This window comes from Actinomadura sp. NPDC048032 (genome assembly GCF_040653175.1).
Lineage (GTDB): Bacteria > Actinomycetota > Actinomycetes > Streptosporangiales > Streptosporangiaceae > Spirillospora > Spirillospora verrucosospora.
Map to the genome: position 1 here is coordinate 1 of NZ_JBEZJP010000560.1, position 4,304 is coordinate 4,304.

The 4,304-nt window shown below is 72.8% G+C and carries 4 protein-coding genes; 3 read left to right on the forward strand and 1 reads right to left on the reverse strand.

Annotated features, from left to right (window positions below; genetic code table 11):
* The first annotated feature begins 117 nt into the window (after positions 1 to 117).
* Positions 118 to 1,110, forward strand: coding sequence for a putative PEP-binding protein (locus AB0C69_RS38855; RefSeq protein ID WP_360361095.1), 993 nt, complete (start codon positions 118 to 120; stop codon positions 1,108 to 1,110).
* Positions 1,111 to 1,114: 4 nt separating this feature from the next.
* On the opposite strand, the gene AB0C69_RS38860 is transcribed toward AB0C69_RS38855, so the two are convergent.
* Positions 1,115 to 1,453 (reverse strand): VOC family protein, encoded by a 339-nt coding sequence (locus AB0C69_RS38860; protein ID WP_345181248.1) that lies wholly within the window; start codon positions 1,451 to 1,453, stop codon positions 1,115 to 1,117.
* A gap of 173 nt (positions 1,454 to 1,626) precedes the next feature.
* On the opposite strand from AB0C69_RS38860, the gene AB0C69_RS38865 reads away from it, so the two are divergent.
* Positions 1,627 to 2,859, forward strand: coding sequence for an acetyl-CoA hydrolase/transferase C-terminal domain-containing protein (locus AB0C69_RS38865; protein WP_360361098.1), 1,233 nt, complete (start codon positions 1,627 to 1,629; stop codon positions 2,857 to 2,859).
* Between the two features lie 118 nt (positions 2,860 to 2,977).
* Positions 2,978 to 4,219 (forward strand): oxygenase MpaB family protein, encoded by a 1,242-nt coding sequence (locus AB0C69_RS38870; protein WP_360361101.1) that lies wholly within the window; start codon positions 2,978 to 2,980, stop codon positions 4,217 to 4,219.
* The last annotated feature ends 85 nt before the right edge of the window (positions 4,220 to 4,304 follow it).

The following is a 4,304-nucleotide window of genomic DNA, read 5'->3' on the forward strand; positions in this document are numbered from 1 at the left end:
GCTGGGCGACCGCCCGCTGTCGGACCGGCCCCCATCGTCGCCTGCTCCGCCGTGATCTGCGCCAAAGGCGGCCGGACCGGCCACATGCAATCCCTTTGCCGTTCCCGCGGAATCCCCGTGCTGCGCGTCGCGCCGTCCGATCTGGAATCGCTCGCCGGGGAGGCCACGCTCCTGCTCGACCGCGCGTCGGTCGTCCTCGGCGAGGCCGCGCCGGCGGCGCCCGCCCCGGGGCGCCCGGCCGCCGCCTTCGGCGGCGTCGAGTCGATCTGCGTGGTCGTCGCCGACACCACCGACATCCGGGCGACCAACGCCCTCGCACCGCGCGTGGAGCACGCCGACTCCTTCTTCATCCGCGAGGAGTTCGTCTGCTTCTCCGCCGGGCTGAGCCCGATCGACTCGCTCCGGGAGGGCGTCCGGGAGGCCGAGCGCTACGGCGCGGCCGTGGCGTCGGAGCTGTGCCCGATGGTGCGCGAGCTCCTGCCCGGCCAGCGACTGATCATGAGGCTCCTCGACCTGCGCTCCGACGACGCCGCCAAGATCACGTCCGGCGCCCACGTGGACGACGAGCCGAACCCCGAACTCGGCCGGCACGGCGCCCGGTGGCTGCTGCGGGAGCGCCGCTACCCGCACGCCTTCCGGGCGCTGCGCGCCCGCCTGCGGGACCGGCTGGGCGCGGACGCGGACCGGGTGCGCTTCGCCGTTCCGTTCATCAACGACCGCGACGAGTACGTGCGGCTGCGGCGGTTCCTCGGCCTCGGGGACGAGACGCCGCTCGCCGTCTTCGTCGAGACGCCGGCCGCGGTGCACTCGGCGGCCGACTTCTGCGCCTCCGGGGCGGGCGAGCTGTTCGTCGGCACCAAGGACCTGATCCAGTTCTATCTCGCCGCCGACCGCGGGAACCACCTGGTCTCGGCCGCCTACCAGACCCGGCATCCGGCGGTCCTGGCCGCCCTGCGCCAGGCCGTCGAGTCCGGCCGCGGCGCCGGGGTCCCCGTGCACGTGTTCGCGCTCGGCGCCGACCTGGACCACTACGCCCGGCACCTTCCGGTGCGCAGGCTCATGATGTGCGCCGCCGAGCTGCGGCACCTCGCCGGGAGGCGGGCGGCCTAGCGCGTCAGCCGGCGCCGCCGAAACCGATCTCGTTGCCCTCCGGGTCGCGGAAGACCACCTTGGTCACGCCGCCGCCGTACTCCTCGCGTCCCGCCGGCGGGATGCCCCGCCGCGCGACCCCCGCGACCCGGTCGGCGAGATCGTCGACGAACGCGAGCACCAGGGCGTGCCCGGCCCGCTCCGGGTCCTGCACGATGTAGACGTACCGGTGCTCGGCCACCTCCCAGACGGCCTCGACGTCGTTGGGCAGGAACGACGGCTCCGCGCCGAAGAACCGCTCGTACCACGGCAGCGCCTCCGCGTAGTCGGTGACGGGGATGCCTGCGAAGAGATCGAGAGACATGTCGCTCCTCGTGCGTGGGGATGCGTCACAGGTGCTGACCGCGGCGGGGCCGCGAACTCATCGCCGCCCATGGCGTCGCCGCCCTCGGCCCCGGCGCCGTCCCGCCGGTCGGGCAGACTGGCCACGCGGACCCGCCGCGACCTGGTCGTGAAGTCTCTCGGAAAGGGATCTCGATGCGCGTTGTCTCCCAGGAGGATCTGGCACGGGTGCTGGCCGGGCTGCCGGGACGGCCCCGGATCGTGGCCGGCGGCAACTTCGCCGCCCCCCGGCGGGCCCTGCGGCTCCTGGACTCCGCGGTCGCCGAGTACCGCCTGTTCATGCTCAACGCCCAGCTGGACCTGCCGGAGCGCGAGGGGGTCGACCTGGAGACGCCCTTCGTGGGCGCCGGGATGCGCGGCCGCGCGAACCTCCGCTACTTCCCGTCGCGGCTGTCGCTGGTGCCGAACCTGCTGAAGGACTCGCTGCCGCCGGACGTGGTGATCGTGCAGACCTCCCTGCCGGTCGGCGGGACCGTCTCGCTCGGCATCGAGGTCAACATCCTGCCCGCGGCCATCGAGGCGGTCCGCGCGCGCGGCGGCCTGGTCGTCGCCCAGCTCAACCCCCGCATGCCCTACACGTTCGGCGACGCGGTCCTGTCGACCGACGAGATCGACCTGGCGATCGAGGACGACGAGCCGCTCGCGACCCCGGTCCCCCGGCCGCCCGGCGAGGTCGCCCACGAGATCGGCGAGCGGGTGGCCCGGCTCGTCCCGCAGGACGCCACCCTGCAGCTCGGCATCGGCGCCATACCGGACGCCGTGCTCTCGTCACTGCTCGACCGGCGGGGGCTGCGCGTCTGGTCGGAGATGTTCAGCGACGGGGTGCTGGCGCTGGAGAAGGCGGGCGCGCTCGACGCCGCGACGCCGATCACCGCGTCCTTCGCCTTCGGCGGTCCGGAGCTGTACGCCTGGGCCGACCGCAACGAGCGGATCCGGATGCTGCGCACCGAGAAGACCAACGATCCGAGCCTCATCGCCCGCCGTCCCCGCATGGTCTCGGTGAACTCCGCGCTCCAGGTCGACCTGTTCGCCCAGGCCAACGCCAGCCGCGTCCGCGGGGTGATCTACTCCGGCTTCGGCGGGCAGACCGACTTCGTCGTCGGCGCGCTGCACTCCCCCGGCGGGCACGCCGTCATCGCCCTGCCGTCCTGGCATCCGCGCGCGGACGTCTCGACCGTCATCCCGCGCCTCTCCGGTCCGGTCACCTCGTTCCAGCACAGCTACATCGTCAGCGAGCGGGGCGCCGCCACCGTGTGGGGGAACGACGCCGCCTCCCAGGCCCAGCAGATCATCGACAACGTCGCCCACCCCTCCGCCCGCGACGAGCTGCGCGAGCAGGGCCGCGAGCTCGGCTTCCCGCTCCGCTGATCGCCAGCTATTGGCACGACGCCAATAAGGGTCTAGTGTTCCGGTCAGCTCAGGAAACCCGGGGGTGGCCGGCTTCGCGATCGGCGGGACGCCTCCGGCCCCCAGGAGGAGCGAAGGCATGGACAGACCCAGCAGACGCAACGTGTTGATGACCGGCGGGGCGCTCGGAGCGCTCGGCGCCCTCGGCGTCGCCTCGCCGGCGCAGGCGTCCCCCCTGTGGACGTGGTCGCCCGAGGGCTCGGTGGCGGGCGCCGGCGCGGGCGCCGACCCGCGGTGGGTGTGGGACCCGGAGGCCGACGCGCTGGTCGCCTCGCTGCTCGACCGGGGCGACGTGCCCAGGGTCAACGAGCTGCTGCGCACGTGGACCAGGAACGGCCAGCCGCTGCCGGACGGGCTGCCGGCGGATCTGCGCGACTTCATGGAGCGCGCCCGCCGGCTGCCGGAGTGGGCCGACCCGGGCAAGCTGGCCACCGCGTTCGAGTTCAACGAGAAGCGCGGCCTCTACCTGGGCGTCACCTACGGCTTCGCCAGCGGGATGATGAGCACGGCCATCCCCAAGGAGGCGCGCGCGGTCTACTACTCCAAGGGCGGCGCGGACATGAAGGACCGCATCACCAAGACCGCCAAGCTCGGCTACGACATCGGCACCGAGAAGGCGTTCGAGCCCGACGGCGAGATGATCGTCACCTGCGTCAAGACGCGGCTGGTGCACGCCGCCGTGCGGCACCTGCTGCCGAAGTCCCCGTACTGGACGAAGGCGGCCGACGAGAAGATCCCGATCAGCCAGGCGGACATGATGGTCACCTGGCACAGCCTGCCCACGACCGTCATGCAGAACCTGGTCCGGTGGAAGGTTCCGATCCCGGACGCCGAGTCCGAGGCGTTCCTGCTGTCCTGGCAGCTCGCCGGGCACATGCTCGGCATCAGGGACGAGTACCTCCCGAAGTCGTGGAACGAGGCGAACTCCCAGGCCGAGCAGGTGCTGACCCCGGTGCTCGCGCCGACCCCCGAGGGCGTCAAGCTGGCCGACATCCTGCTCAACCTCGGCTCCACGATCGACGGCGGGCTCCTCACCAAGCCCATCCTCGGCTCGCTCACGCGCTTCATGCTCGGCGACGAGATCGCCGGATGGCTGAAGATCCCGCGGGACCCGCTGTGGGACCCGCTCATCCGGAACCTCTGGCCGCCCTTCGTCGCCGTCCGCGAAGGCCTGCTCGACCTCACGAAGGCGCCGAAGGAGCTGCGGCAGCTCTACTGGGCCTTCGACGAGATCCTCCGCCAGGGCGCCCTGCTCTACCTGTCCGGTTTCAAGATGCCGATCAGCATCGAGATCCCGCAGACCAACAACCCGCACTACTGACCCGAGGCGCCCGCAGTGCCCCCGGGCGCGGGCACCGCGGCGGCGCCCGGCGCGCAAACCCCCCGCCCCCCCCCCCCCCCACACC

What these genes read in the sequence shown, in the direction of transcription:
- AB0C69_RS38870 (WP_360361101.1), top strand. Translation starts at nt 2,978, where the DNA reads ATGGACAGACCCAGCAGACGCAACGTGTTGATGACCGGCGGGGCGCTC.
- AB0C69_RS38860 (WP_345181248.1), bottom strand. Translation starts at nt 1,453, where the DNA reads ATGTCTCTCGATCTCTTCGCAGGCATCCCCGTCACCGACTACGCGGAG.
- AB0C69_RS38865 (WP_360361098.1), top strand. Translation starts at nt 1,627, where the DNA reads ATGCGCGTTGTCTCCCAGGAGGATCTGGCACGGGTGCTGGCCGGGCTG.